The following is a 26,427-nucleotide window of genomic DNA, read 5'->3' as shown; positions in this document are numbered from 1 at the left end:
CCAAATATTTCACAAAAGGTAAAATGGCAATTTATGAAATGGGGCTTACTAACTCTCGTATTGCTATTTTTACCTGCTTTGTGCGAAGCAAACACTGAGCAAAAATCTCCTCAAAAGCTCTTCTTTGATTTAGGTCAGCCTGCATTTTTTAACCCCCAAGAGAACATGAACATAGTAAATTATGTAAAAGATATTGTTCAAGATGAGAAAGGCTTTTTATGGGTGGCAACCGTTGCTGGACTGTTTCGCTATGATGGATATGTGTTTAAACCCATGCCCTTCGAACAATCTGATCCCTCGACGTTAAGTGGTGATGGAATTGAATCCCTAGTGATTCACCCCAACGGGAATCTTTGGGTTGGGACAGATAGCGCAGGCTTATCTATTGGAAAAAGTGGAAATCACAAATATAGCCGACATCTACAAAATGAACGCGTTTCTGGGCTCACAATGCCGCTCACCATAAACACAATGCACTTGGCTGACAGTAAAAACGTATGGTTAGGTACTAACAATGGATTGTATCTACTGGATGAGAACGGTTCGAAAATAACTATTATTAATTCGCAATCCACCTCAAAAATGAGCAGTGACGCCGTCACCGCCATTGAAGTTAGTGACGATGGTCGAGTTTATTTTGCGACAAAACAAGAGATAGTATTTTTTGACGATTTAGACCGAATCAACAAAATTGAGCTGGATAGTGAATATTCGGTATCCAGTATGCAACAGCATCAAGATACGCTTTGGGTGGGAACAACCAATAGAACGTTATTGGCAGTGGACAAGGAGCACACTGTTATTCAAGCGCTAACAGGATTTGATACACATGATTTTGTTTTTCCAAGTGAAAATGAGATGTGGATTGGTACACAAACTCAAGGAATCAAAGTCGTTGATATTCAGCAGTTGGCAATTACCCATACTTATACCCATGATGCCGTATTAGACAATGCACTCAATGCTGATTTTGTTTCAACTCTAATGATAGACGATGCAAAGCAAATCTGGATTGGCACCGGTGGAGACGGTTTAGTTAGGTTTGATTACACAAATAAGGCAGTGAGAAACTTAGATTATCACCCCAGCAGTGAAAATGGCATAAGTGGCGTCGATCCTATTCAAGTATTTGAGCGCAGCAATGGCGAAATATGGGTCGCACCTATGGGGACAGGCATTGATGTATTTATCCCGGAACAAGGGAAAATTCGAACCTATTCAAAAACCAACCAAGCCGAAACAGGGTTAACAGATTTTTATACTCGAAAAATACTGCAAGACGCCAATGAAACTATATGGGTGGCTACACATGGCGGTTTATTTAAACATGACAGATATAGCGATACGTTTACACTTTACAGCACAGAACATGGCCTGCGTGATAACTATATTCACACCGCTGAAATAGAAGAATCTGGCGCAATTTTGCTTGCTACCGCCAAAGGATTAAATCGATTTAACGCTGAGACAAACAAAGCTCAGCCTCTACTGCACACTAACGGAAAACGAGATGACTTGAAGTATATTTGGGTAGAGAAGGATCACGCGGGATTGGCTTGGGCAACGAATAAAACCAATACCTTCGTGGTCAATCCTGATTCTGATACTTTGCAAAAAGTGGTATTTGTTGATCACTATGGCGAAACGCTAAAAAGTATGAATATTACTAGCTTTTCGCCGCTAACAGACGGGCGATTTTTAATCGGCAGTACCCTCGGGTTGTGGGAATTTAAAGGTTGGTATAACAGCACCAAAAAACATGCCGAATTACGTAAATTATCAGACAACCCTAATGTATCAGGACCGATATTTAAAAGTGGACAATACTACTTTAATGCTTATGAAATTCTTAAGGGAGAAGATTTTAAGCTTCTTAACTTTACCGAATCTGACGGTCGATTTAACCGAATCTCCTGGGATGCAGGTAGACACGTATTAAGTGAAGGTACCTTGGTATTTGGGGGTAATCAAGGTTTGAATATGGTGCGACCAGCACTTTACAAAGAATGGAATTACCAACCACAAGTAGCGTTAACAGAACTCAAATTAAATGGTAAGGCTCAAGATTTCGAGAACAACAATATCATTATTTCCCCTGATATACGCAGTTTCAGCGTCGAGTTTTCTGCATTAGATTTTACTCGACATTATCCTGCCGAGGATGAAAACAAATATGCTTATCAGTTAAAGGGATACAATGACAACTGGACTGATGTTGACCCTAAAAAACGCACGGCAAGCTTTACCAATTTGTCCCCAGGTCACTATACATTAATTGTAAAGGGCTCGAATAGAGCCGGCAAATGGAGCAGCCATCAACTTAAAGTAAATATCAGCGTTTTGCCTGATTGGTATCAAACATGGTGGTTCAGGACGCTCATCCTGTTATTCGCTCTTATGTTGTTATATGGGCTATATACATTGCGAGTAAGACAAATGAATAATAAACGACAAGAATTAGAGCTCCTTGTCGCCGAACGGACTCACTTGTTAGAAGAAAAATCGCAAGCCCTAGCAGCACAAACAGTTGTATTGGAAGACAAGTCTCGTTCTCTAGAAAATAAAACGATAGAAACAACCAAAACACTTGAAAAGTTGATGAACACTCAAGACAAACTTGTAGAAAGTGAAAAGCATGCATCACTTGGCAGACTGGTGGTTGGTGTATCACACGAACTTAATACGCCGTTAAGTATCGCAAGGTTAGCAGCAGATCAAATCATTGCAGATGCTTCTGCATTGAATGAGATGGTTTCCACAGGCAAAATATCCAAATCACAGCTTGATAATAAAAATCGTTCAATAACCGATGCATCGAGCATGATAAATTCAAGTGTTGATCGGGCAGCAAATCTAGTAGAAAGGTTTAAAGAGCTTTCTACGGAGCAAACGCAAGCTACCAAGCAAGATATTGAGTTAGGACAACATATTCAGCATATTATCACTGCATTGGAGCTTGGCAACCCTGCAATGCAGGGGCATATTCACCTGCAAATAGAGTCTCAATTACACCTAAACACTGAACCTGAAGCCGTTACCAAAATTATTAAGACACTGTTCATCAATGCCATGCAACACGCCTTCACAGAAGATGTGAAATTAGCTCGATTAGATATTTGTATTCGAAAAGAGAAGGATGTAGAAGGTGAATCAATAGTGCTGACGTTTAGCGACAATGGTCGAGGAATAGACGATAAAGAGCTCCCGTTGATATTCGATCCTTTTTATACTTCATCCAGGAACAAAGGTGGTGTGGGTCTGGGGCTCAATATGCTGTTTAATATAGTCACACACACATTGGGCGGCACCATAGCGTGCCAAAGCACGTTAGGTCACGGCACTCAATTTACTATCCGCATTCCCCTACGTGAACAGGAGCTAAGTGTTAGAACCTGACACCTTAATTAAGTTTGTTAACGAGGAATTATGCTATCTGATAGCGTATTTAGAAACATGTGTTAACTCTTGATATAAATTGGCGCAATGACGCCCTTTGTTATTGCCCTGTATTGCGGGGCAAAAAAATGGATCCGCCCAAAATTCTACGAAGAATATCGGCATCAGAATATTTCATTCAAAGGGACTAACTCAAGGAAGTAAATCCGAGACTTTGCGAGCTAACTGATAAGTGCTCTCCCCCAAATCCATCAGGTTTTGTCTTAATTGAGCCTGCGCCATATTTTGCTCTTTAGCTTTCTCAAGTTCTGCTAAAATATCATCTAATTGTTCGGTCGTACCACCGAACTCTTCTAAAAGGGCTTCATCAAATCCTTCTAAATCTTCTATTTCCTCAGCATACTTTGACATCAGTTCATCGCCGCGTTTCTCCACAAATTCCGTTTGTTTTCTGCGCATTTTTTCTGGATCGAATGGCATATTGAAGACCCCCTTTTTATTCGATTAAACTCGATAAGTTTGATGATAATTCATCAAACCCTTTTTCAATGTCTGTAACGGTGTTTGATCGTGCTTCGACCTTGCTACGAAAATCTTTCATCGCGTTGGAAATCTGGGAAATGCTATTTCCAACCTTTCCACGCATTCCTTCTTCAAAACCCAGTTCAGAAAGAATTTTATCTTGTGCCTCATGGACCTCTACAACGCTAGATAATAACCCTGTTATCGTTGCATTTTTACGGATGATATTTTGATAATTAGCGTCAATTGCATTCAGAAGTTGATTGCGTTTTTCTCGAATAGGGGTCAAAAGTTGACTTCTACGCTTGGCTACATCCTCATTAATGATCTCGAAGAAATACTGCAATCCTAACAATGCCCCGTTTGTTTCTGAAACGATTTGCTCGTTGGACTTTTCATTTGTATTTACAAACGCTTCTTCAATGGCATAAATGATTGAAGCATCCTTATCATTTGAATCTTCATACCATTCTTTATGCTCTTTTACAGAGTCTGCGATAAGTTCGGGTGCATACTTATTGTCAATTAAGTCATTTATTTCTTTTTCGAGTTCGTCAAAGTAGGCATTAACAAAAGCAGCATGAGCTTGGCTCATCGATAAAACGTCGTTTCCAATCGATTGAGATACGGTGACTGAAGACGGTGGCACCTGAGCGCAACCAGAGATCAGCCAAATTAGGAAAGCGTAGAAGAGGACTTTAGAGTTCATTTCACTTCCTTGTCATATTTTTGTCTAAACCTTAGTCACTATTCTCCGATAGTGCAAAGTAAATAACCGCAACTCGGGATAAGCGAGGTCGATTGAATGTAAATATTCACTAAATTTTAAAGATATATCTATCTTAATCGAACCTGCACAATGAAATGGGTGCTCGACATTGATATTTTTGTGGATATCAAGGCGTGCTTTCGAACGTAGTAGCCAGCTATTGCTAGAAATCGCAACGCCGATAGGCACAAAAATAACGGTGTTGAGAGGCTTCGCTTATCCTGAGTTGGGGTGAAATACCAATCCCCTCACCCTATTTTTAGATGCGCCCTTCGTTAAGCAATTTAAAATTGGCCATTTATAACTTAGAAAGGGCGTATACCGTCGGAGCAACGAATATACACCTTTTCAATGGTGCGACTCAGGAAGTCTTAATTTGCATTAGTTTTTGAGGTATTTCACTCATCACTCTTCCCGATAAGAATCCATATCCGGACAAGAACACACAAGGTTTCTGTCACCGTATACATCGTCGATACGGTTTACGCTGGGCCAGAATTTGTTTCTTGCCACGGCTTCAACTGGGTATGCGGCGAGTTTGCGGTCGTAGCTTCGGCTCCAGTCGTTGTCACAGATATCGTCTAGGGTGTGTGGTGCGTTGTGCAGAGGGTTGTCCGTTGCGTCCCAGTCACCGCTTTCTACCTTGGCGATCTCTTCGCGGATGCCTATCATTGCTTCAATGAAGCGGTCCAATTCAGCTTTGGCTTCTGATTCGGTAGGTTCGATCATCAGTGTGCCTGCTACCGGGAAGCTCATTGTAGGCGCGTGGAAACCGTAGTCGTTTAAGCGCTTGGCAACGTCCATTTCCGTTACGCCAGAGGCTTCTTTTAACGGACGTAAGTCGATAATACATTCGTGAGCCACACGGTTGTTGCGGCCACGATAAAGCACCTCGTAATGTCCATCGAGTTTGTTCGCAACATAGTTAGCATTTAGCATTGCGACTTCAGTTGCCTTTTTCAGCCCTTCGCTACCCATCATTCTGATGTACATGTAGCTGATTGGCAGGATAGACGCACTGCCCCAAGGCGCCGCAGAGACTGCGCCATTGCCTTGTGAAGTATTAGCGGTATCGATTACCTGATGGTTTGGCAAGAAGGGTTCTAGGTGTTTTTTCACGCCTATTGGCCCCATGCCAGGTCCACCACCACCGTGAGGAATACAGAAGGTCTTGTGCAAGTTTAGGTGGGACACGTCAGAGCCAATTAGGCCCGGAGACGTTACACCAACCTGTGCATTCATATTGGCGCCATCCATGTATACCTGACCACCGTATTGGTGCACGATGTCACAGATTTCTTTGACAGTTTCTTCGTACACACCGTGTGTGGAAGGGTAAGTGATCATCGCGCAAGACAAGTTATCAGCAACTTCTTCGGCTTTTTTGCGAAGGTCGGCTAAATCAACGTTTCCGTCTTTATCACAATCCACAACAACCACTTTTAAACTGACCATTTGCGCTGATGCTGGGTTGGTACCATGAGCTGAGCTAGGGATCAAACAGACATTACGATGCCCTTCGCCACAGCTCTCGTGATAGCGCTTGATCGCGATAAGACCTGCATACTCACCTTGTGCACCTGAGTTAGGTTGCATCGACATGGCGTCGTAACCGGTGATATCAATCAACCAGTCACTAAGCTCTTCAATCATTTCCTGATAACCTTTAGCCTGCTCAACCGGTGCAAAGGGATGCAACTTGCCAAATTCAGGCCAGGTCACCGGGATCATTTCAGCCGTCGCATTGAGTTTCATGGTACAAGAGCCCAAGCTGATCATCGAATGGTTTAATGCTAAATCTTTGTCTTCCAGCGACTTAATGTAGCGCAGCATTTCGGTTTCGGAATGATACGAATTAAAAACCTCGTGGGTCAAAATAGGCGTTGTACGCACCAAGTCTGCTGGTAGTGACGTAGAACCTTGAGTGGTCACCTCTGCATCCAATAATTCGATAGTAAAACCGTGCTCTGGCCCACATAACAAATCAATTAGATCCATCACATCTTTGCGTGTAGTGGTTTCGTCAAACGTGATCCCCACGGCATCGTCGAGATCTGAACGCAGGTTCATGCCTTTTTCTGCGGCGACTTTGACCAAAGATGGCTTGTCGTCGACCAACACCGTAATCGTATCGAACCAACTGCTGTGTTTCAGTGCATAACCATGGCGGACCAAGGCGGTTGCAAGCAGGTCCGCAAAACGATTGATACGACTTGCAATGGTTTTTAAGCCTTCAGGTCCGTGGTACACCGCATAGAATGAGGCCATATTGGCAAGCAAAACTTGGGCAGTACAAATGTTTGAATTGGCTTTTTCACGGCGAATGTGTTGCTCACGCGTTTGCAACGCCATACGCAGTGCTGGGCGACCTCGGGTGTCTTTTGACACACCAATGATACGGCCAGGCAATGAACGTTTGTAAGCATCGCGAGTGGCAAAAAATGCCGCGTGAGGGCCACCATAGCCCATAGGCACGCCAAAACGCTGTGCCGAACCCAACACAACATCTGCCCCCATCTCACCAGGAGACTTTAACAGTACTAAACTCATGATATCAGCAGCTACCGCTACTATGGCTTTGTTATTGTGAAGTGCTTCGATCGTGGCGGTTAAATCTTTGACTTCGCCTGAAGTTCCTGGATATTGCAACAAGGCACCAAACACATCATGCTCCGCCGCTTCAGTTTCTTGGCCAACGATTACGTCAAAGCCAAACATATCTGCACGGGTTTTAATCACGTCCAGAGTTTGTGGGTGCACGTCGTCTGCAACAAAGTAAGCATTGGCTTTTTTGTTTTTAGATACACGTTTTGCCAGACCCATCGCTTCAGCCGCAGCGGTGGCTTCATCGAGCAAAGATGCCGAGGCCAATTCTAACCCGGTCAAATCGATAGTGAGTTGTTGGAAATTAAGCAGTGCTTCCAATCGGCCCTGGGCTATTTCTGGCTGATATGGCGTATATGCCGTGTACCAACCTGGATTTTCCAACACGTTACGCAAAATCACATTTGGCGTTAGCGTGTCGGTGTAACCCATACCAATAAAGGATCGGTTAATGGTATTTTTCTGCGCGACCTGTTTCAAATCAGCAAGGGCCTGAGACTCAGTGACGCTCTCTCCTACTTTAAGGGCTTCGGTCAAGCGAATGCCAGCCGGTACAGTCTGTTTCATCAAATCATCGAGAGAATCGGCACCGATGAAAGATAGCATTTCTGCCATTTCTGACTCACTTGGCCCGATATGACGACGAACAAAGTCTTCTGTTTGTTCTAATTGTGTCAGTGAATAAAGCTCGTTTGACATGCTGTACTGCCCTTAAAAAAGAAGATAGAAAAATGAAAGTCGGCTAGCCTAAAACGCTAACCGAGAAAATCGCGATTAGTCTTCGTCGATGCTGTTTTGATAACCTTCGGCATCAAGCAGATTCTCAACTTCGCTGGCATCGTCCGCTTTCACTCGGAACATCCAGCCGTCGCCAAAGGCATCAGTGTTAACAAGTTCTGGGGTATCTTCCAAATCTTCGTTTACCGCAACAACTTTGCCAGAAATTGGTGCGTAAACATCTGAAGCGGCTTTTACAGACTCTGCCACGGCAACGTCGTCCCCTGCACTGATTTCGTCGTCTACGTCTGGTAATTCAACAAACACCATGTCGCCAAGAAGCTCTTGTGCGTGTTCAGTGATCCCTACTGTGTAGGTGCCGTCGCCTTCATCACGAACCCATTCGTGAGTAGAGGCATAGCGTAATTCTGAAGGTATGTTGCTCATAATCGTTCCTAAATTGTTGTCATTAATATAATAAAGGGGTCGGAGTGAATTTCCCCTTTACACTTTCAATCGGAAATTCACTCCGACCCCTATTTTTCTTATAAAACACTTTTTCCATTGCGGACAAAACTGGGTTTGACGATATTCACTGTAACCCACTTTTTACGCATTTCAACTTCTGCAGTCGTTTGTGCTGTGGCAGGAATTCGTGCCATCGCAATACTGTGTCCTAAGGTTGGAGAAAAGGTACCCGAGGTGATCACACCCTCGCCTTCTGCAACTTTTACCACCTGACCGCTACGCAAAACGCCTTTGTCGGTCATGACCAGCCCCACTAACTTGTGAGTGCCTTCGGCTTTTTGAGTTTCAAGTGCGCTACGGCCCATAAAATCACGGTCAACTGGCTCCCATGTGATGGTCCAGCCCATGTTAGCGGCAAGTGGAGAGATGGTTTCGTCCATGTCCTGACCGTACAGATTCATGCCCGCTTCAAGGCGCAAGGTGTCTCGTGCACCTAAACCACAGGGAACAACGCCAGCGTCTAGCAAACGTTGCCAAAAATCAGCAGCGGCGTCATTAGGAACCATAATTTCGTAACCCGCTTCGCCGGTATAGCCTGTAGTGGCGATAAACAAATCTTCAGCTTGCACACCAAAAAACGGCTTCATGTCGGCTACGGCTTCTTTTTGTGCATCTGAAAACAAAGTCGCCGCTTTCTCTTTTGCGTTAGGGCCTTGTACCGCGATCATGGCAAATTCGGGGCGTTCGGTGATAATCACATCAAAGCCTGACGCTACGCCATTTAACCAATTCATGTCTTTTTCACGGGTTGCAGAATTCACCACCAAACGATAGTTAGTTTGGTCAAAGTGATAGACAATCAAATCGTCAACAACACCGCCTTCCTCATTAAGCATGCCGCTGTATAGGGCTTTGCCTTTAGCGGTAAGTTTCGCCACGTCGTTGGCGAGCAATTTACGCAAGTATGCTTGAGCTTGAGGCCCCTGCACATCAACGATGGTCATATGAGATACATCAAACATACCTACATCTTTGCGCACTGCATGATGTTCTTCGATTTGTGACCCATAATTGATAGGCATTTCCCAGCCATGGAAATCGACCATTTTTGCGCCTGCTTCGATATGCTTTGGATGAAGTACCGTTTTATTGCTCATTGCACACTCGCCTGAAATTTAAGTGCAAGAAGTATAGAAATGCTTACTCAATTGAACAAATTGATTATTCAAATGCTTACATAATAATTTTAAATGTATTAAATTAGTTAGATTAACAATTTTTATAGCCAATACGGGGCAAATCCCTTGAAGCAGCTCTCTCTCGACAACTTGCGCACCTTTGTTTTAGTGGTAGAACAAGGTGGCTTTGCCAAGGCTGGGGACATACTTGGTCGCTCGCAACCCGCTGTGAGTTTGCAAATTAAAAAATTGGAAGAGCAACTGGGCCGAAAGCTGTTTGACAAGGTGGGTCAGCGACAGCTAGTCAACCAAGATGGCAAAGGATTGTTGGCGCATGCCAAGCAGATGCTAAATTTGAACGACGATATTTTTCGTCAGTTTGAACAATCGTCTTTACGCGGTCGGCTTCGTCTGGGCATCCCAAGTGAATTTGCCACCACCTTACTGCCCAGCATCATCGGCGAGTTTAGTAATCAATATCCCGACGTTGCCCTTGAGGTCACGTCTGCGCTGAGTCGTAATTTGCTCGATGAAAACCGTCGTAACGACTTTGATTTGATCCTCGCCTTGGTCCCCCCCACTCAACAAACCCAAGGCGAATTGGTACTAGAAGATGACCTGGTCTGGGTTGGTGACAGTACTCGCCCATTGCCAAGTAGCCAGGTATTTTTAGTGTTGGCACCTGACGGCTGTGTGTACCGCAGCCGTGTTATTCAGATGCTCAAACAGCAAACGGTTGCCTGGCGGATCACCTACACCAATGCCGATTTATACGGTTTAATAGCCGCGATAAAACAAGGCTTAGGTGTTACGGCGTTGGCGAGTTCTAGTGTGCCAGATTCGCTAAGTATTATTCGCAGCCGTTCGTTGCCTAATTTGGGTAAAATCAAAATCTGTTTGTTTAACCAAGACACCCAGCATCCACAAATTAGTGCCAAGCTGTCGGAATTTATTATGGCAAGGTTGAAAAACCGTTAATCTGAACAGGTGTTTTGATCTGCTATGTTGAGCTAAGAGATCTCCGAACTGCGTGCGCACAAGAGCACTCGGAGATGACGTTTGATTTATAAGAGATGACGTTTAGTTTTGTGGGACGGTGCAAATTCCTACGTCATTCCCGCGCACAATCCCACGTCGTTCCCGCGCACAATCCCACGTCGTTCCCGCGCACAATCCTATGTCGTTCCCGCGCACAATCCCACGTCATTCCCTCGCACAATCCTGCGTCATTCCCGCGCATAATCCCACGTCGTTCCCGCGCACAATCCCACGTCGTTCCCGCGCACAATCCCTCGTCGTTCCCGCGCACAATCCCACGTCGTTCCCGCGCACAATCCCTCGTCGTTCCCGCGCACAATCCCGCGTCGTTCCCGCGCGTTTTTGGCGGGAATCTCTTAAACAACACTAGAGCATGTTGACCTTTGCTGCAGATGGCCAATCCTACACTTTTTTCTTACAGCTGATCTTCCAAGTCGGGTATACAATTTTTTCTTCCTTGTCTACCCATTCACCTTTCCATTCAAACTTTGCATCACTGATGTCAAAAAACGTGATTCGATAAAAGCCTTCCATACCATTTGGGGCTTTTTGCTCCCGGTAGAGAATTATATTCCCGTCTTTGGTTTTATTCCCGCTCCAGGCAGGTAAAGCGGTCGTCGGAGAGCTGGAAGAGTAATAGTGCACAAACCATTTTTTCTCGTCAGGAAGGTACTGGCGAATGCTGCCTGAATGACTGCCGTCTGGCTTTAAGGTTTCATCCTGTATCGCCAGCCCATTCATGATGTATTTATAACGCCACAAAATTGCTTCAGGTTGCTGCCACGTGCCGTCCGGGTTTCGAGCGGTGGATTGGCACTGGCTGTTACCTACTAATGCTGCAAAATCTCTAATTTGTTCTGGTGCTTTGGGATTTACGACGCCATAAGGATGTTTAACCGAAGGTTCGTATTGGTAAAGTTTTGACGGTTGTGCATACAGCAAAGAATGACAATTGACTGACAGTACCAGCAGAAAAAGACCGGGTCTGAATCTCATTAAAAATACCTTCTATTTGAAATTGAGAATTCATCATATCCATCGTCGTGTCATATTAAATGGTCTTTGCAGGGAATTACCGGAGTTTTGCAGGGAAGTAACTCAAATTGCCAGCTTTTAACTGAATAGCGCTAAGCCGTTTGTTGCAAAGCCGAACGAATTTTAGCCACCCGGCTGGCTGCAATATTCAGAACAGTACCATTTTTCAATTCTATGGATGCATCTTTACCAAAGCAGAATGAGGCAATTTCATTTTGATTAACGATAGAGTTACGATGAATGCGAATAAAGCCTCTAGGCGCTAGCTCGGTCTCAAGTTCCTTCATCGATTTTCGCAAGTTGTAAGCGCTGCCCTGTTTACAGTGTATTTTTACACAATAATCATCAGCCTGTACCCATATCACATCAGACAACACTATCGCCTTGACATGATTGCCTACTTTAATGCGCAAAATGGTTTCAGAGTCTGCAACGGGTTTAGATTTGAGATCATCGTACAAATTTTGGTACTGCCCCTTAAGGTCAGCCAATTCAACAATACGCATTTCGAGCGCTTGAACATTTAAATACAAATGCACCAATAAAATCACGCCCAAATACGCATTGACAAAGAGCGCTGATTTTTGAAAAGCGATAAAGACAAAAAATTCAAGAAATACGTTGAGAGCCTGACCATCTTGCCACAGCTGTAAAAAGCTGATCATGGCAATTGTCAGCAGCAGCAACACCAATACGCCGGAACAATATTGCAGTAACACGGATAACGATAAGGTGTTTTTGTTGATTGGATATCTGGCAACTAAATAAGCAAGAGGCACCGCAGAGAGCCCCCAAACCAGCCAACGAGCACTGTGCTTTGATAGCAGATCAAAAAACGTGACTTGCGACGCACCAGCGAGATTAAAACTGTTGATGTAATAATATTGCTGTGCAGCTTCAAACACATTGAGAATGACAAAATAGCCTACAGCCAGAGCCAGAATTTTGTAAAAAGCCGTCTTGTCTAGCCGCTTGCTTATTCGCACACCTATACCCACGCCATTCTCATCGAAACAATGCAGCAAGCATATCGACTGAATATATTCGGTGCAACTATGCCATTCTCGGCCAATGGAATATTTTTATATAAATCAATCAGATAAAAAATCTTCACGCCTCAACTTAATATTTAAAAGAATATTTTTTAAACAAAACATTTGTCAACTGTGTATATCTGTATATACTGTGCATATTGTATATACTCAGTGAATCATTTTAATGACGATTAAATTGTTTCTGTCACAAACAGATAACCGCCCGATGTATTTGCAGATCATGGCGCAAATAAAACAAAAGGTGATGGTGGGCGATTGGCTAACGGGGTTTCATTTGCCATCTATTCGGGAATTAGCTGCCAGCACCGGAGTGAGCGTGATCACAGTCAAACGAGCGTATCTGGAATTAGAGCGTGAAGGCGTAATTGTTACCCAACAAGGTAAGGGTTCCTTCATTGCACAAACGGATAACATGCAGACAAAACTGCAAGATGAGGAGTTAGATCAACTTCTTACACAGGTCGCAGAGCAAGCTCGCCAAATGGGTTTGGACGAACCGGCCACTGTGCAGAGATTGCAGCAGGTTTATCAGCGCATGCTTAAAAAATAACATATTGGAATCGACAATGAACGATATTGCCATTCAATTAAACGACGTCAGCAAAGCATTCAAATACTTTGCATTGAAGAACGTTGATTTGACGCTTCCCACAGGTCAAATCATGGGGTTTGTGGGCGCTAATGGTGCCGGAAAATCGACCACAATCCGGATCATTATGGGCTTGATGCAAGCGGATCAAGGTAAGGTCAATGTGCTTGGCAGAACGCTGCCCTACGAACAAGCTAACTTAAAGCAGGAAGTCGGTTACAGTTCTGAGGAAATGCGTTTGTATGGCGCCAAAAATTTAGGCTGGCATATGCAATTCATTAAGTCGATTTACCCCAGTTGGGACGATAACTACGCAAAAGCGCTGTTGAATCGATTTGATCTGAATACCGAACAAAAAATAAAACAATTTTCCAAAGGTCAACATATCAAAGCTCAGCTATTGTTGGTGCTGGCTCGTAAACCCAAGCTTTTAGTACTCGACGAACCTACGACGGGCCTGGATCCCGTCGCCAGACAAGAGGTCATGAATGAGCTGGCGCTTATTCTGCAAGATGAACAGCGTACCGTGCTATTTTCTTCTCACAACACCGCAGATGTTGAGAAAATCTCTGATCAAATAACCTTTATTGATCGTGGACGGATTATCGATTCCAACGACAAAGAAACATTCTTGGAAAATTGGCGACGGATAAATATTGAATTGCCCTCCGATCATGAAATGCTGCCTATGGGTCACGTCATTCACGTAGAGCAGCAGGGCCGTATCGCTTCAATGGTGAGCAACCAATTTACCCCAAGCATTTTGCAAGCCTGCCAACAACAGAATATCCGAGTGAATTCTGTTGATAACATGACATTGGAAGAGATCTTTCTGACTAGCGTTATGCATCGTCGTCAAGGAGAGCAAAAATGAACATTAATCCTGCAATGATTTCACGGCTGTTTATTAAAGATTGGCAACTGATACAACGTTATATGTTGATGTATATCGGTTTAGGTGCGCTCTCGATTTTTTTAATGTCGGTTAAAAATGGCACGGCCTATTACACCGGTGTAGTCATGCTGATTACAGTCCTCATCGGCGCCAGCGCTCACGTGGTATTTGTCTCGATTGTAATTGAGCGCAAAGAGCACCAAATGTCGTTTATTATGGGATTGCCAATAAATGTCACCGATTACACGCTATCTAAATTGCTTGGTGGCCTGGTTGCTTACCTGCTGTGTTGGACACCCATCGTATTGACATTGCTGTTAGTCATCGGCTTCAGTGACATGCCAAATGGGATGATCCCCATGGCATTAATCACCGCCTTGGAGATCTTGTTAGCAACCACTTTGCTATTGTGCGTGGCGATAGTTTTTGAACAGGAAGCCGTGACCATAGTCGTCATGGTTGCATTGAACCTGTTATTTAACTTGTTCTTGTTTAGCGTCGGTCAAATGCCTGAAATCAATATGCATATCACCTCAGACACGCCGGTTTTTAACGCTACCGTGTTTGGCATTATTGGCGTCGAATTACTGTCGATATTGTTGCTGCTAGTTGCCACCACTTATTACAAATCACGAAAAGCCTGTTTTTTCTGACCAGGCTAGACGTTTCTAAATTATTCAGTGCCCTAGCACTTTCCTAGCGACGGCACTCACACTCAAAAATTTCATTAATAGGTACTTATTATGAGTCGTCACACTCGTGTCCACTATATGGACAACTTGCGCGCGTTTGCCATGTTGCTTGGCATATTTTTCCATGCAGCTTTAGCCTACAGCCCACTGTTAGGAGACATCTGGTTAACGGCTGATCCACAGCAATCCAAAGTGGTAGATTTATTAGCGTATTTTAGTCATATCTTTCGTATGCCATTATTTTTTATTATTGCAGGATTTTTCGCTGCAATGATGGTGCAAAAACGTGGCATAGGGGGATTGATAAAAAATCGTTTGCTGCGAATTGGCTTACCCTTTGCGCTATTTTTTCCATTGATCATCATATCTTTCATGGTAGTAATAGGATGGGCTATTGAGCATGTTCAGCAACCGTCTCCAATGTTAGGCTTTGCAAAAATGATGTCGCAAAGCCCTGATGCCCCAGCCCCTCCTTTGACCACAACTCATTTATGGTTTTTGTATAACCTGATGTTTTTCTATGCGCTTGCTGTCATAGCGGTCAAATGGATAAAACTCGATTGGATGAAAACCTTAAGCGCTTTCCCCTTTGTGTTTGTGTTACTCGCACCACTTATGTTGATACCGGCGCTAAGTACACAATATTCACCGACCCCAGCACCAGAACAATTTATGCCACAACTTTGGTCATTTGGTTTTTATGGATTGTTTTTCACTTTGGGTTGGGGCCTTTTCTCTCGACCCGATTTTTTAGATAAGTTAAATCCCTACAGCACCATTATGTTAATCAGTGGCACTTTTGCGTACGGTGTATTTTATTCTTTGTTGCCTACAGAAGTGAACTTCCAGGATGTGATGATTCAGGCTTCGCAAACTCCCGAGTTAAACGCTAAACAGTTATTGCTTGCAGGATTGCAGGCTTATGCAGGCTTGCATGTGAGCTTGGGATTGTTGCTGCTCGGAAGACGCTTTTTCAATAGACAAAGCTCGGCAATGCGACTAATCGCTGATTCGTCTTATTGGATTTATATTATTCACTTGCCAGTCCTATGGGCGATTCAATTTTTGTTGCTGGACACGCAATGGGGTTTAATAACTGAGTTTCTGATCAGTTCACTGGGCACATTGCTGATCGGTATGCTGAGTTACTTGTTAATCGTACGTTGGACACCAATAGGGTGGCTACTAAATGGACGCAAGGGTCGACAAAACAATGAAGACGCCATCGAGGTAAAAGAACCCTCAACTTCGCTTGATTAAGTGTGCTTTTGCGGTGTTGAGTCTGGACCTAAGCCCTTGCGTTATTATGGTGCAAGCCTAGGCTTTTGAAACAAAAAACGGTGGGTTGGTTGACACAGCCTCGCACGCTAACTATTGTATTTCGGATTCTACTTGATAAGGAAACCTAAGATGCCTATTCAAATCAGTTTTGAATTGTCAGACAGTGATTTAGAACACTTTCGTACTTTAATGAAATCGGCACAGGAAAAGGCTAGCCAATTCTCTGCGGATGTCATTCTGGAAAAAGCCAGAGCGGTAACAAAAGAGATGGAGCATGCAAACCTACCAGATTTCGTCAGTACACGCATGCAATCGTTAGAAACTCTGATCGCTGCTTATGAAGATCCTGAATGGCAAATGCCAGAGGATGAAAAAGCTGAAATACTTACTTCATTAGCGTATTTCAGTGAACCTCATGATTTAGTCCCAGATAATATCCCAGGCCTTGGATATGTCGATGACGCGGTTATGATCGAGTTGGCAATTCAAGATTTATCTCAAGATTTGGATGCCTATCAAGCGTTTAGTGATTACAGAAAAACAGAAGAAAAGCGCCGCGGTGCAGAAGCCAATGTAAACAGAGAAAGTTGGTTAGACGCTAAGCGAAGTGAACTTCGCTCAAGTTTGCGTCGCAGTCGTCAAAACAGCAAACGGAAAAGAGTTTTCTCGCGGATTATGTAGGGAAACGACTATTGAGTTAGTCGCTCCTACAAGCTTTCAGTTGCAGGCCGAGCCAGGTTGATAGGTGAGGAGTCACCTTGAGACAGTTCGGCCCTTAACCAGTCGGCAAAGATGTTTATCCTTGCTAGTTTTGGTGAGGTTTTATCGTATAACAAGGTAAATTTGAGGCCTGGTTCAATGGCTATATCAAATGGCCGGACTAGCAATCCTTTGTTAACTAATTCTGATGCCATACTCGCCGAGGCGAGACACACGCCATGACCACTCATTACCGCGTTGAGTCCCATTTCCCAGGTTGTCACTTCTATCCAGCTAATCAAGTCACGTTGCATTTTCACACCTGCTAAATCGAACCAGGTTTTCCAGCTAAAACGCCCAGGATCAATGGCTTCGACTAGCCAACATTCGGCTAATCTTTCGGGGCTGTGTAAATCCATTTCTTCAACCAGACTAGGCGAGCAATACGGGTAAACCGGATCGACAATGAGTTGTTCTTGATACACATCGGCTTTAATTTCGTCAGCTTGTCTCACCGCCACATCAATGTCTGAGTAACGCAACTCTTCCAATTGTGCTGACGCCACGGCTCGTACCGATATATTTGGGTATTGAGACGAAAATTTCCAAAGCCTTGGTACCAACCAGACAGAAGAAAACGATAAAGACGCCGTAACGGTTAGCACGCCCTCTTCCGGTTCAACCATAATTTTGTCGAAGCCACTTGATAGGGTTGTAAATGCTTGCCGAACATATTCGGCTAAAGTCTGCCCTTGTTGTGTTAACAACATGCTACGCCCTTCCCTTTTGAACAGCTTCACCCCTAGCTGTTGCTCCAGGTTTCTTATTTGTTGGCTGATTGCAGCTTGAGTGACGGATAATTCGTTCGCGGCTTGGCTATAGCTTTGAAATCGGGCGGCACTTTCAAAACACCGTAAATGAGAAATGAGTCTAAGACGTTTATCCATAAGTATTTCTTATATTAATATCAAAAAGGGATTGTTCGCTTTTTGGGCTACTTGCTCAGAGAATAGATACTCACTAATCAAGAGGAGAATCAGCAATGCAAAAAACTCTAGTTCATCGCCCTATGGAAAAAGCTTTAACTAAGCATAAAGGTGAAATGTCTAAAAAGCGATTTTCCAAGCTAAATTTTTATCTCAACCAAATTGGTCAAGCTATCGGCGCAAGCAGCGTCTCTTTATATAAGTAAATGTTGTGTTAATCCAAAATTAGCCCGACTGTTCAAGTCGGGCCAAATGGTCTAGGCTGTGTGTTTAGTTTCGGACTGATAAAAATTTAAAGGATAGTCAATGATGTTCCGCACCCTGCTTTTACTACTTTGCGTTACCAGTCTTTCGGTTATTGCCAAACCTGGCCCCTCAGCACCAGATCGTCGAGCGGACGAAGGACAAGGGCCTTATCAACGATTGATCTTGCGGGGCGTCAACGTAATTAGCGGTCAAGGTGCGCCAACGCGTGGCCCTGTTGATATCATTATCGAAAATGATCGCATTGCTAATATCATCAGTGTTGGTCATCCAGGCGTGCCGATATTAGATGAAGGACGCCCGAAAGCTCAGCCTGGTGATAAGGAAATGGATATGACTGGCAAATACGTATTGCCAGGTTTTATTGATATGCACGGACACATCGGTGGTTCTGCGGACGATATCCCCGCAGAATACGTATTTAAGCTGTGGATGGCTCATGGGATTACGACCGTGCGTGAGCCGGGCAGTTTCAATGGCCTTGATTGGGTGATGGATCACGTTAAACGCAGTGAAAAGAACACGATAGTCGCGCCTCGAATTATTCCTTACCTTGGTTTTGGGATGGCTAGTGACGACCCGATTTCCACACCAGATTCAGCTCGGAAGTGGATAAAAAATGCGGCAAAACGAGGTGCCAAAGGCGTTAAGTTTTTTGGTGCAACACCAGAGATCATGAAAGCGGCGTTGGAGGAAGCACAAAAACGTGGTCTGGGCACTATGATGCATCACGCCCAGCTAAACGTAATGAACATGAACACGCTAGATTCGGCCAGATTGGGCCTCACCACCATGGAGCATTGGTACGGATTACCTGAAGCTCTGTTCGAAAATCAAGTAGTGCAAAACTACCCAGCCGAATACAACTACAACAACGAACAACATCGATTCGCCGAAGCCGGCAAGCTATGGGCTCAAGCAGCGAATAAAGGCAGCGAGAAATGGGAACAGGTCAGGGACGAGTTGATTGCTCTAGATTTTACCATCAACCCTACCATGACAATTTATGAGGCCAGCCGTGACTTGATGCGCGAGCGAAATGCCGATTGGCATGATAAATACACTCTCCCTACCCTTTGGGACTTTTTTACGCCTAGCCGTTATGCCCATGGATCATATTGGTTTGACTGGACGACCGATGAAGAGATTGCCTGGAAACACAATTTCACGAAATGGATGGCCTTTTTAAATGACTATAAGAATCACGGAGGGCGTGTCACAACTGGTTCCGACTCTGGTTACATCTACAAGATTTATGGTTTTGGCTACATTCGAGAACTAGAATTACTCCGAGAAGCGGGTTTTAATGCGTGGGAAGTGGTCCAGGCGGCGACCTTAAATGGTGCTGAAGCGTTGGGCATGGATAGTGACATTGGCTCAATTACCATTGGTAAAAAAGCCGATCTTGTTATTTTAGATGAAAACCCACTTAGAAATTTTAAAGTCTTATATGGCACAGGTCATTATCGCCTGGATGATAACAATCAGCCGATACGCGCCGGAGGCGTCGTATACACTGTTAAAGATGGTATCGTTTATGACGCTAAAAAAATGCTTAGTGATGTGCGTAAAATGGTAGATGCCGCAAAAGCCTTCGATTAGAGCGTGTTTATCTTTGCTGTATGCCGCTTTTGCGGCATACAAATAAATTCATTACTTTACTTTTGCATTAGCGGGTTTAGCGAGTTCTGGCAGATTGCCATCAACACCAACCGCCTGTGAAATAATATCCCGCTTTAGCGGTGCTATTTGATTCGTCACAGACACACCTAATCCTCTTACCAACTTTTGCAAAGGGTTTGCGCCGTCGAACAAGCGTTTGAAGCCTTCCATGGTAGCAATCATCTTCATTGCTTCAGCTTTGCGCCAGCGCTCAAGAGCACGTAAATATTTAACATCACCAATATCTTTACCTTTATTTTTCACTTCGATTAGGGTTTGAGCTAGTGCTGCGGCATCGGCAATGCCTAGGTTAGCGCCTTGACCTGCTAACGGGTGAATCGTGTGTGCTGCATCACCAATTATCATGACCCGATTAGCTAACCACTGTCTGCAATAACGCATTTTAAGTGGATAACTCACCCGTGGGCTTGCTAACTTGCACACCCCTAACTTGCCATCAATCGCAACATTAATAGCCTGATTGAATGCGCTTTCATCAAGGGCCAACAATTGTTCCGCTTTTTCAACCTTCTGTGACCAAACGATCGAACATAGGTTAGGGTCATAAAGGGGTAAGAAGGCTAAGGGGCCGTCTTGAGTAAACGCCTGTCTAGCGGTATTGTTGTGTTCCAGTTCAGTTTCAATCGTCGCGACGATGGCGATGTGATCATAGTCCCAGAAAGTAAAGGGCAAGTTTGCCACACGACGCACATAAGAATTTGCACCATCGGCACCAATAACTAATTTGGCTGTAAAAGTCTGTTCATTGCTTAAACTGATAAAACACTCAGATTGACCAAATGCAATCGAAGTAATGGTCACCGGGCAAATCAAGTCAATATCGGCCTGCTCTTTAACTTGATCTAACAAGGCCTGGCGAACGACTTCGTTTTCGACGATTGTTCCAAGGTGATTTCGCTGTATATCTTGGTGATTAAACTCAATCCGCGCAAAGCTGTCTTGCTCCCAAACATGCATATTTTGATAAGCTTGCATTCTTCGCGATGCGACCCCCTGCCAGGCACCGAGATTTTCAAAAATTTGCTCACTGGAAAGGTTGATTGCGCTAACTCTGAGCTCGGGTTTGTCAAAACTAGGTATAGGGTATTCTTGCGAATCGACAACAGCGACGCTTAATCCAGAATCCTTTAATGCCAGCGCCGCGGTTAGACCAATCATTCCGGCACCGACTATCACTAAATCATAGTGCTGCATCTTCGGCTCCCTTGTTTTGGTAAAACCCCATTGCGCGGAAGGCTAACGAGCGTTTTGCCGCGGGTAAATTATCCAGAGCCATCAGCGCTAAATTACGTCCAATGACCAGCGGGAAATAGTCGTTTGAAAAGGTACTGACAAGGGTTTCAGTGGCTGCAATTAAGGCGCTTTGATCCTGTTTGCGGACCCGCTGATAAGCGTTTAACAATACAAAATCTCCGGGATCCTTGTTGGTGTTTTTATTCAATAAATCCATCAGTGTTTTTACGTCCCGAAGGGCGAGATTTAAACCTTGCCCTGCAATGGGATGCAATGTTTGACAAGCATTGCCTAGCAATGCGGCACGATGATGGATATGCAAATTGGCCTTCGTGAGGACCAAAGGAAACCATGCGCGTTCACCGACACTTTTAAACTTTCCAAGACGATAGCCAAATTCAGCTTGTAAATGGTCGAGGAAATCCGCTTCGTCGAGCGCCATCATGGATTCACGTTGGTGCTCTGCAACGGTCCATACCAAGGAACAGCGATGGCGATTTTGCTCAGAGTCATTATCTGGCAACGGCAATAAGGCCAAAGGGCCATTGGAAGTGAAACGCTCAAACGCCCAATTTTTATGATCTTCTGCCAGTTCAATATTGGCGACAATCGCTGATTGGTGGTAGTTGAACTGGGTAACGTCAATACCCAGTTTTTCTCGGGTTGGAGAGTTCCCGCCCTCTGCCACAACAAGCAGCCTTGCGTTTAAATGAGTGCCAGAGGACAATTTTACACTTACCGAGTCTGAAGCTCTATCTATTGCCATTATTTGATTTTGCCAGAACCAGCTGAGTTTTTTTTGCGCAGGTTTTAACGCTTGGTAAAGCTTGGAGACTAATAATGGAAGTTCCAGCACTCTACCCAATTCTGGCAAATTGTAGTCGCTGGCATGCATTGTCGATTGTGCCAAGTGGCCTTTGTCTGATACATGAATATGGTCGATTGGACAGCCTAGTTGCTGGACTGATGGCAACCCGATCTCACTTAAAAATTGGCAGGACTGAGCAGACAAAGCAACACTGCGTAAATCAAGAAAATCACTGGGAATTTCAGCATTGCTCTGCTCGTTGATTTCTGCACCGGCTTCAACGATTGCAACCTGCAAATCGGTGAAACGGGTAATGGCTAAGCCCAATGCTAGCCCCGTGGCCCCTGCACCGGCAATGATGACATCAGTTTGCTCGTCAACTTTTGCGCTAAGGTTGTCGATATTTTCGTTTTCGCTTTGCACCGTTATTGCGCCATCAATTGTTCAATCTCATCGATGGTTTTCACCACGCCGGCGGTCATCACTCGATGTCCGTATTCTGTGATAACAATATTGTCTTCAATTCTTACACCTATGCCTCGCCACTTTTTGTTAACCTTGGCGTCTTGAGAAATATAAAGACCGGGTTCCACTGTCATGACCATGCCGGGTTCGAATGGTCGGTCTTCGCCGTCCACTTTGTAGTTACCCACATCGTGGACGTCTAATCCAAGCCAATGACCAATTCCATGCATGTAAAAAGCGCGATATGTCTGTTTATCTATATTGTCGGTCAATTCACCCTCAAGCAGTCCCAATTCAAGTAAACCTTGGGTCAATACTTCAATGGCAACGTCATTGGCCATTTTGAATGTGTTGCCTGGTTTAAACATTTGCAACGAGGCGAGCTGCGCATCCAGGACTAATTGATAAATTGTTGCTTGTTCGTGAGTAAACTTGCCGTTAATCGGAAATGTGCGGGTTATATCCGCAGCGTAGCCCTCTAGCTCAGCGCCGGCATCGATTAATACCAAGTCGCCTTCATTTAGCAGCGCATCGTTCTGTGTGTAGTGCAAAATGCAGGCATTGTTCCCGCCACCAACGATGGTGCCGTAGGCCGGGTGCTTGGCTCCGTGCATCGCAAAGGTGTGGTGAATTGTCGCTTCAAGGTGATATTCATTGTGTCCAGGCTGACAACACTGCATGGCCTGAGTATGTGCGTTTGATGAAATATCTGCGGCACGTTGCATAACAGATAGTTCCTGAGCAGTTTTAAATAAACGCATTTCGTGCAATAACGGGCGTAGGTCGATGATGACAGCAGGTGCAATCTTCGACTGTTTTGGGGCTTCACGTAACTGTTGCATGACATGGTCAATCAATTCATCTGTCGCCTGGTGCTGACCTCTGGCATGATAAAGGTTTTCGTGTCCATCCAAATAACTAGCCAATCCAATGTCCAAGTCATCGAGTATGTGAGTTGTATCAAAAGCAAACTTTTTCATGGCTTCTTCAGCGCCAAAGCGTCTTCCATGCCATATTTCTGCTTGCGGATCTTTGTCTAAACAAAACAAAGCGCTGAGTTGACTATCAAACTCTTCGCTATTACTTAATACCAGTACAGCGTCCGGTTCAGGAAAATGTGTAAGATAGTGAAAATCGCTATTTTGTCGAAATGGATACTCGGTATCATTGCTACGAGTGACAAGACTTGCTGCAGGCACCACAGCCACACTATTTGGCAGCATTTTACCCAATAGTTCATTGCGGCGCTCCACGCACGCTGCGATAAATTCGTCTTTCATTAATGCACCGTTTTTGGTGTAACTTGGTTTTGATCGGCAGATTGGCCCAATTCATTGAAGCACAGCATACAAGAGACTCTAACGTACTCAACCACTTCAAAAAGTGCCTTTTCAGCTTCTTCGTCCTCTGGCATCGCGTCATCCATTCGGGAAATTTCATAGAAATCTTCCAATGCCTCTTTGACGTCTTCTGAACAGGCCGTCAGATCAGCTTGGTGAAAACCAAAGCCCAGCATAAACCCTTGCACCCAATTAATCAGAGCTTGTCCACGTTCATTGATCGGTGCAGATTCATCAGGAAGACATAAATTCAGGGTAAAGTCGGTTTCTAACAATTGCTGACAGGTTTGATTGTACATTTCCGTTAACTGGTTCTGCACTTCGGCAGAAAACGAATCACTTTGATTAATGGAATCTGCCATGGCAGTAACCCAGTCCTGACTTTCTAAAGGCATACCACCAGAAAGCATTCCGCAAAAGATGCCGTGCACTTCCGCTGCGTCACTTAGTATATTGTGTTGATTTAACAACGTGGATAGTTCTTCGTAATTCAGTGCCGATGACTTCACATTTTTTCCTCTTAAATAACCCGATCACTCTATCATTTAATCCACTTATTTTGAACGAGTTCATAACTATGTATCGCCTTGCATACGTAAATGCGACATAAGACCAATAACACTTCGTAACGATGGTGCTAAAATATCGAATAAGAAATAAGCGACTGTAAACCATAAGGCGAAATTGGATCAGAATTCAATTTCAATTACGTTTTGCTGTGGTAAAATTAAAATTCTCCTGGAATGTTCGCCAGTTTAGTTATGTCCCTGGCCGATGCTATTAAATTTGGGAATTGATTCCACTGCTATTGTGCAAGCTTGGCTCGTATCAAGACGCCTACGGCAGTGATGATATTTCCGCCCTGAACTTTCGGTTCACGGGCGCACACTGAACAGCGGCATTTTGGGAGGCTTTTATTTGTTTTATTGACTGTCAGTATTTTTAACAGTGACTCAAAACCCGCCAAAAAAAACCAGCATGAACCCATTGTTTATAAAGAGATAAATCCTTATGGTTCATTTTTTGCATAAACCCAACTAATGAAGTAAAAGTAAGTAGAAGGAACCATTGATTTGGCTACGTTAAGTTTGAAAAAAATCATATCTGCTGCAGTTTTAGTCACTGCATCGGCCGTTGTGCATGCAGGCACTACGGTGATCACATTTGACGAGGATACTATCGCTGGTAATTTGGTGACCTTGCAACATGGAACAGTGATTAGCAATCAGTATGCTGCGTTGGGTGTCAACATTTCTGTTGACAACAATCAATCTGGCCCAGATTTGGGTGTTTTGTACAACACCGACCCTGGAACCGGTGCACCAGACAAGTTTAATGATGCTGACAGCGATTTGACGGGCCCTAATTGGGGGAACAGCAATTTTGCAGCTGGCACATATGAAGCGGGTAACTCGCTAATTATTCAAGAGAATAATACTGGCTGTGGAGACCTAGTCTGTAATAGCCCAGATGACCAAGCTGGAGAGCTGGCGGGATACATCACGTTTGATTTAGATTTTGAAATTGATGCCTTAGGTTTTGAGTTAATTGATTTTCAAGACAACAGACGCGGTGTTAAAGAAGTTCAAAACTCACTGGTTACTGTTTACAACGCCGCTATGCAACAGCAAGTATTTAACTTCTCTGATTTTACCAGTGCTCAATATGGTGCAGCTAATTTTGGTGAGAATTCAATAAACCGTATAATGATTGATTCATTCAACATTGCTGGTGTGAATAAAGTTAAGTTCGAAGTCCACGGGACTGGCGCGCTTGATTCTTTGCGACTAACTACAAAGGTATCAGAGCCAGCGACGCTTGCTTTATTTGGATTAATGCTCGCCGGAATGGCGCGGGTTTCTCGCAGAGGATAATCCGTTAAAAAGAAAAAAGGCAGTTGATACTGCCTTTTTTTGTGTCAAAATTTACCTAAAATAATAATAAAAACAACCATGAATCAATTACACATTAACAAACAGTCTATTGAGCAGGCCTCTTCTCCTTTTATCCAAGCTCTTGGAAACAAAATTCAATGGCGATGGGATGAACAGTTTCATTGTTTATTAGCAGAATTTTCTGTAGATCATGAACAACATGTTTTATTAACTGCGGAAAAACATTTCCCCTTTGAGTGGGATAAAAAATCACTAAAAAAAGCAGACCCCATGCTTGTTCACAGAGCCGGTTTTTTTGGCATGTTAGAAAAAAAGCAAAAATTGCTCACTGTCGATGAAAATGGCAATCATAATATTATGCTCTCATGGTGGCCTTGGGGCCATGGTGCAACGGTGTCGGTTCGTATCTTCAAAGCGTCTGAAAAAGCCTATATCCCGCCAACAGGATTGCTGCACAAAATCAAAAGCTTGTTCTAATCGCAGTTTGCGCTATTGTTTGAACATATTCTCTTTGTTTAATCTGAAGTTCAAATAAGCTTCGGCTGATAGTAGTGCTATTTATGACCCTCGATGCGTTGCTCTCAAAACATTTTGAGCAACTAAGTAACTTTAGGAGCGTCATAAAAGGAGCATAAAGATCACTATTCACTCAGTTAAAAGCACAGAGGATAAAATTGAAAGAATTTAATTTATTGAACTAAATATTAAATTATTGGATGTTCGACAACCCTATCCGAACTTCGGGTTAATTTAGTTGACCTTTTGGTCCACTTTTTAGATTCTTTTTATCAGTGAGTTGTGGTAAAACACGCCAT

23 protein-coding genes and 1 other RNA gene are annotated in these 26,427 nt (G+C 43.9%); 12 read left to right on the top strand and 12 right to left on the bottom strand.

Going from position 1 to position 26,427, the window contains the following annotated elements:
* Nucleotides 1–33 precede the first annotated feature (33 nt).
* Nucleotides 34–3,396, top strand: a complete 3,363-nt coding sequence (locus tag FM019_RS12240) for a sensor histidine kinase (RefSeq protein ID WP_143836229.1) — start codon at nt 34–36, stop codon at nt 3,394–3,396.
* 192 nt (nt 3,397–3,588) lie between these two features.
* Here the strand turns inward: FM019_RS12240 and FM019_RS12235 are convergent, their stop codons facing one another.
* From FM019_RS12235 to gcvT, 5 genes are all read right to left on the bottom strand, one after another.
* On the bottom strand, nt 3,589–3,876 hold the full coding sequence (locus tag FM019_RS12235) for a hypothetical protein (protein ID WP_143836228.1): 288 nt from the start codon (nt 3,874–3,876) through the stop codon (nt 3,589–3,591).
* 16 nt (nt 3,877–3,892) lie between these two features.
* Entirely contained in the window at nt 3,893–4,627 is a 735-nt protein-coding gene (locus tag FM019_RS12230) for a hypothetical protein (protein WP_143836227.1), read from the bottom strand.
* A 465-nt stretch (nt 4,628–5,092) separates the two neighbouring features.
* The gene (gcvP, locus tag FM019_RS12225; protein WP_143836226.1) at nt 5,093–7,990 is read right to left on the bottom strand and encodes an aminomethyl-transferring glycine dehydrogenase; all 2,898 of its coding nucleotides are present in this window, start codon (nt 7,988–7,990) and stop codon (nt 5,093–5,095) included.
* A 75-nt stretch (nt 7,991–8,065) separates the two neighbouring features.
* The gene (gcvH, locus tag FM019_RS12220; protein ID WP_143836225.1) at nt 8,066–8,455 is read right to left on the bottom strand and encodes a glycine cleavage system protein GcvH; all 390 of its coding nucleotides are present in this window, start codon (nt 8,453–8,455) and stop codon (nt 8,066–8,068) included.
* Between the two features lie 98 nt (nt 8,456–8,553).
* Nucleotides 8,554–9,633 (bottom strand): glycine cleavage system aminomethyltransferase GcvT, encoded by a 1,080-nt coding sequence (gcvT, locus tag FM019_RS12215; RefSeq protein ID WP_143836224.1) that lies wholly within the window; start codon nt 9,631–9,633, stop codon nt 8,554–8,556.
* A gap of 147 nt (nt 9,634–9,780) precedes the next feature.
* Here gcvT and FM019_RS12210 point away from each other — a divergent pair, with 147 nt between their 5' ends.
* Entirely contained in the window at nt 9,781–10,632 is an 852-nt protein-coding gene (locus tag FM019_RS12210; RefSeq protein WP_143836223.1) for a LysR family transcriptional regulator, read from the top strand.
* Between the two features lie 462 nt (nt 10,633–11,094).
* Here FM019_RS12210 and FM019_RS12205 read toward each other — a convergent pair whose 3' ends face one another.
* Together FM019_RS12205 and FM019_RS12200 are read right to left on the bottom strand one after the other, a co-directional pair.
* The gene (locus tag FM019_RS12205; protein ID WP_221934377.1) at nt 11,095–11,688 is read right to left on the bottom strand and encodes a hypothetical protein; all 594 of its coding nucleotides are present in this window, start codon (nt 11,686–11,688) and stop codon (nt 11,095–11,097) included.
* Nucleotides 11,689–11,819: 131 nt separating this feature from the next.
* Complete coding sequence (locus FM019_RS12200) at nt 11,820–12,725, bottom strand: LytTR family DNA-binding domain-containing protein (RefSeq protein WP_185969274.1); 906 nt, start codon at nt 12,723–12,725, stop codon at nt 11,820–11,822.
* A gap of 220 nt (nt 12,726–12,945) precedes the next feature.
* On the opposite strand from FM019_RS12200, the gene FM019_RS12195 reads away from it, so the two are divergent.
* The 5 genes from FM019_RS12195 to FM019_RS12175 all read left to right on the top strand — a co-directional run bounded on the left by FM019_RS12195 (nt 12,946) and on the right by FM019_RS12175 (nt 16,920).
* Entirely contained in the window at nt 12,946–13,332 is a 387-nt protein-coding gene (locus FM019_RS12195) for a GntR family transcriptional regulator (protein ID WP_260681614.1), read from the top strand.
* A gap of 16 nt (nt 13,333–13,348) precedes the next feature.
* Complete coding sequence (locus tag FM019_RS12190; protein WP_143836221.1) at nt 13,349–14,245, top strand: ABC transporter ATP-binding protein; 897 nt, start codon at nt 13,349–13,351, stop codon at nt 14,243–14,245.
* A complete protein-coding gene (locus tag FM019_RS12185; RefSeq protein WP_143836220.1) occupies nt 14,242–14,919 on the top strand; it encodes an ABC-2 transporter permease in 678 nt (225 codons plus the stop codon). Before FM019_RS12190 ends, FM019_RS12185 begins: the two co-directional genes overlap by 4 nt.
* Nucleotides 14,920–15,009: 90 nt before the next feature.
* Nucleotides 15,010–16,218, top strand: a complete 1,209-nt coding sequence (locus FM019_RS12180; RefSeq protein ID WP_143836219.1) for an acyltransferase family protein — start codon at nt 15,010–15,012, stop codon at nt 16,216–16,218.
* A 150-nt stretch (nt 16,219–16,368) separates the two neighbouring features.
* Nucleotides 16,369–16,920 (top strand): YkvA family protein, encoded by a 552-nt coding sequence (locus tag FM019_RS12175; protein ID WP_143836218.1) that lies wholly within the window; start codon nt 16,369–16,371, stop codon nt 16,918–16,920.
* A 26-nt stretch (nt 16,921–16,946) separates the two neighbouring features.
* On the opposite strand, the gene FM019_RS12170 is transcribed toward FM019_RS12175, so the two are convergent.
* Nucleotides 16,947–17,885, bottom strand: a complete 939-nt coding sequence (locus FM019_RS12170) for a LysR substrate-binding domain-containing protein (RefSeq protein WP_143836217.1) — start codon at nt 17,883–17,885, stop codon at nt 16,947–16,949.
* Nucleotides 17,886–17,980: 95 nt separating this feature from the next.
* Between FM019_RS12170 and FM019_RS20820 the strand changes: the two genes are divergently transcribed.
* Both FM019_RS20820 and FM019_RS12165 read left to right on the top strand, forming a co-directional pair.
* The gene (locus tag FM019_RS20820; protein ID WP_185969273.1) at nt 17,981–18,130 is read left to right on the top strand and encodes a hypothetical protein; all 150 of its coding nucleotides are present in this window, start codon (nt 17,981–17,983) and stop codon (nt 18,128–18,130) included.
* A 103-nt stretch (nt 18,131–18,233) separates the two neighbouring features.
* On the top strand, nt 18,234–19,790 hold the full coding sequence (locus FM019_RS12165) for an amidohydrolase family protein (RefSeq protein ID WP_143836666.1): 1,557 nt from the start codon (nt 18,234–18,236) through the stop codon (nt 19,788–19,790).
* Between the two features lie 51 nt (nt 19,791–19,841).
* On the opposite strand, the gene FM019_RS12160 is transcribed toward FM019_RS12165, so the two are convergent.
* Genes FM019_RS12160 through FM019_RS12145 form a run of 4 tightly spaced genes read right to left on the bottom strand, consistent with a single transcriptional unit; the run spans nt 19,842 to nt 24,226 of the window.
* Nucleotides 19,842–21,065 carry an FAD-dependent monooxygenase gene (locus tag FM019_RS12160; protein ID WP_143836216.1) on the bottom strand — a complete coding sequence of 408 codons (1,224 nt, stop codon included), beginning with the start codon at nt 21,063–21,065 and terminating at the stop codon, nt 19,842–19,844.
* On the bottom strand, nt 21,052–22,335 hold the full coding sequence (ubiH, locus tag FM019_RS12155) for a 2-octaprenyl-6-methoxyphenyl hydroxylase (RefSeq protein WP_185969272.1): 1,284 nt from the start codon (nt 22,333–22,335) through the stop codon (nt 21,052–21,054). Before ubiH ends, FM019_RS12160 begins: the two co-directional genes overlap by 14 nt.
* A gap of 2 nt (nt 22,336–22,337) precedes the next feature.
* Nucleotides 22,338–23,657: a Xaa-Pro aminopeptidase gene (gene pepP / locus FM019_RS12150; protein WP_143836214.1), complete on the bottom strand. Its 1,320-nt coding sequence runs from the start codon at nt 23,655–23,657 to the stop codon at nt 22,338–22,340.
* Nucleotides 23,657–24,226, bottom strand: coding sequence for a UPF0149 family protein (locus FM019_RS12145; RefSeq protein ID WP_143836213.1), 570 nt, complete (start codon nt 24,224–24,226; stop codon nt 23,657–23,659). The genes pepP and FM019_RS12145 overlap by 1 nt, the downstream gene beginning before the upstream one ends.
* Before the next feature lie 223 nt (nt 24,227–24,449).
* On the opposite strand from FM019_RS12145, the gene ssrS reads away from it, so the two are divergent.
* The 3 genes from ssrS to FM019_RS12130 all read left to right on the top strand — a co-directional run bounded on the left by ssrS (nt 24,450) and on the right by FM019_RS12130 (nt 26,089).
* Nucleotides 24,450–24,631: non-coding RNA, 6S RNA (gene ssrS / locus FM019_RS12140), on the top strand.
* Nucleotides 24,632–24,805: 174 nt separating this feature from the next.
* Entirely contained in the window at nt 24,806–25,591 is a 786-nt protein-coding gene (locus FM019_RS12135; protein WP_221934376.1) for a hypothetical protein, read from the top strand.
* A gap of 78 nt (nt 25,592–25,669) precedes the next feature.
* A complete protein-coding gene (locus FM019_RS12130) occupies nt 25,670–26,089 on the top strand; it encodes a hypothetical protein (protein ID WP_143836211.1) in 420 nt (139 codons plus the stop codon).
* The last annotated feature ends 338 nt before the right edge of the window (nt 26,090–26,427 follow it).

It is taken from the genome of Aliiglaciecola sp. M165 (genome assembly GCF_007197995.1).
Taxonomy (GTDB): Bacteria; Pseudomonadota; Gammaproteobacteria; order Enterobacterales; family Alteromonadaceae; genus Aliiglaciecola.
Note: the sequence above shows the minus strand (reverse complement) of the source record. Positions and strands in the feature narration are given on the sequence as shown.

Bases quoted from the DNA above. Each gene is read 5' to 3' on its own strand.
- FM019_RS12240 (WP_143836229.1), top strand. From the start codon at position 34: ATGAAATGGGGCTTACTAACTCTCGTATTGCTATTTTTACCTGCTTTG.
- FM019_RS12235 (WP_143836228.1), bottom strand. From the start codon at position 3,876: ATGCCATTCGATCCAGAAAAAATGCGCAGAAAACAAACGGAATTTGTG.
- FM019_RS12230 (WP_143836227.1), bottom strand. From the start codon at position 4,627: ATGAACTCTAAAGTCCTCTTCTACGCTTTCCTAATTTGGCTGATCTCT.
- gcvP (WP_143836226.1), bottom strand. From the start codon at position 7,990: ATGTCAAACGAGCTTTATTCACTGACACAATTAGAACAAACAGAAGAC.
- gcvH (WP_143836225.1), bottom strand. From the start codon at position 8,455: ATGAGCAACATACCTTCAGAATTACGCTATGCCTCTACTCACGAATGG.
- gcvT (WP_143836224.1), bottom strand. From the start codon at position 9,633: ATGAGCAATAAAACGGTACTTCATCCAAAGCATATCGAAGCAGGCGCA.
- FM019_RS12205 (WP_221934377.1), bottom strand. From the start codon at position 11,688: ATGAGATTCAGACCCGGTCTTTTTCTGCTGGTACTGTCAGTCAATTGT.
- FM019_RS12195 (WP_260681614.1), top strand. From the start codon at position 12,946: ATGACGATTAAATTGTTTCTGTCACAAACAGATAACCGCCCGATGTAT.
- FM019_RS12190 (WP_143836221.1), top strand. From the start codon at position 13,349: ATGAACGATATTGCCATTCAATTAAACGACGTCAGCAAAGCATTCAAA.
- FM019_RS12185 (WP_143836220.1), top strand. From the start codon at position 14,242: ATGAACATTAATCCTGCAATGATTTCACGGCTGTTTATTAAAGATTGG.
- FM019_RS12180 (WP_143836219.1), top strand. From the start codon at position 15,010: ATGAGTCGTCACACTCGTGTCCACTATATGGACAACTTGCGCGCGTTT.
- FM019_RS12175 (WP_143836218.1), top strand. From the start codon at position 16,369: ATGCCTATTCAAATCAGTTTTGAATTGTCAGACAGTGATTTAGAACAC.
- FM019_RS12170 (WP_143836217.1), bottom strand. From the start codon at position 17,885: ATGGATAAACGTCTTAGACTCATTTCTCATTTACGGTGTTTTGAAAGT.
- FM019_RS20820 (WP_185969273.1), top strand. From the start codon at position 17,981: ATGCAAAAAACTCTAGTTCATCGCCCTATGGAAAAAGCTTTAACTAAG.
- FM019_RS12165 (WP_143836666.1), top strand. From the start codon at position 18,234: ATGTTCCGCACCCTGCTTTTACTACTTTGCGTTACCAGTCTTTCGGTT.
- FM019_RS12160 (WP_143836216.1), bottom strand. From the start codon at position 21,065: ATGCAGCACTATGATTTAGTGATAGTCGGTGCCGGAATGATTGGTCTA.
- pepP (WP_143836214.1), bottom strand. From the start codon at position 23,657: ATGAAAGACGAATTTATCGCAGCGTGCGTGGAGCGCCGCAATGAACTA.
- FM019_RS12130 (WP_143836211.1), top strand. From the start codon at position 25,670: ATGAATCAATTACACATTAACAAACAGTCTATTGAGCAGGCCTCTTCT.